The sequence below is a fragment of the Oceanobacillus saliphilus genome, from assembly GCF_023522835.1.
Taxonomy (GTDB): Bacteria; Bacillota; Bacilli; order Bacillales; family Amphibacillaceae; genus Oceanobacillus; species Oceanobacillus saliphilus.
Window position 1 is genome coordinate 1 of the sequence record NZ_JALCZU010000143.1, and the last position, 269, is coordinate 269.

The following is a 269-nucleotide window of genomic DNA, read 5'->3' on the forward strand; positions in this document are numbered from 1 at the left end:
CTGTAACAAAAAGCTCTCCCTGTCGTCAAAACACTTAGGCAGTATATAATCTACTAGGTTAAAAACTCGTCAGGGCATTTTCGTAATTTGGCTTGGACTTGGGCTTCAAGTCTGCTGGATCCAAAATGTCGCATGTCCAATGTCTCGACATCGATCGATGGTACTTGTGTACATCGATCGATATTAATCTTCATCTGTCGAGGCATCTCTTGGTGTCGATCGATAGCATTGGATGCGCATCGATCGATTGTTCTTCCTCTCGTCGACCT

1 protein-coding gene is annotated in these 269 nt (G+C 44.2%); it reads right to left on the bottom strand.

The window, feature by feature from the left end; translation table 11 throughout:
• Positions 1 to 53: 53 nt before the first annotated feature.
• Positions 54 to 269 (bottom strand): hypothetical protein (locus MN204_RS20740; protein ID WP_249872944.1); only part of this gene is annotated, 216 nt, incomplete at its 5' end.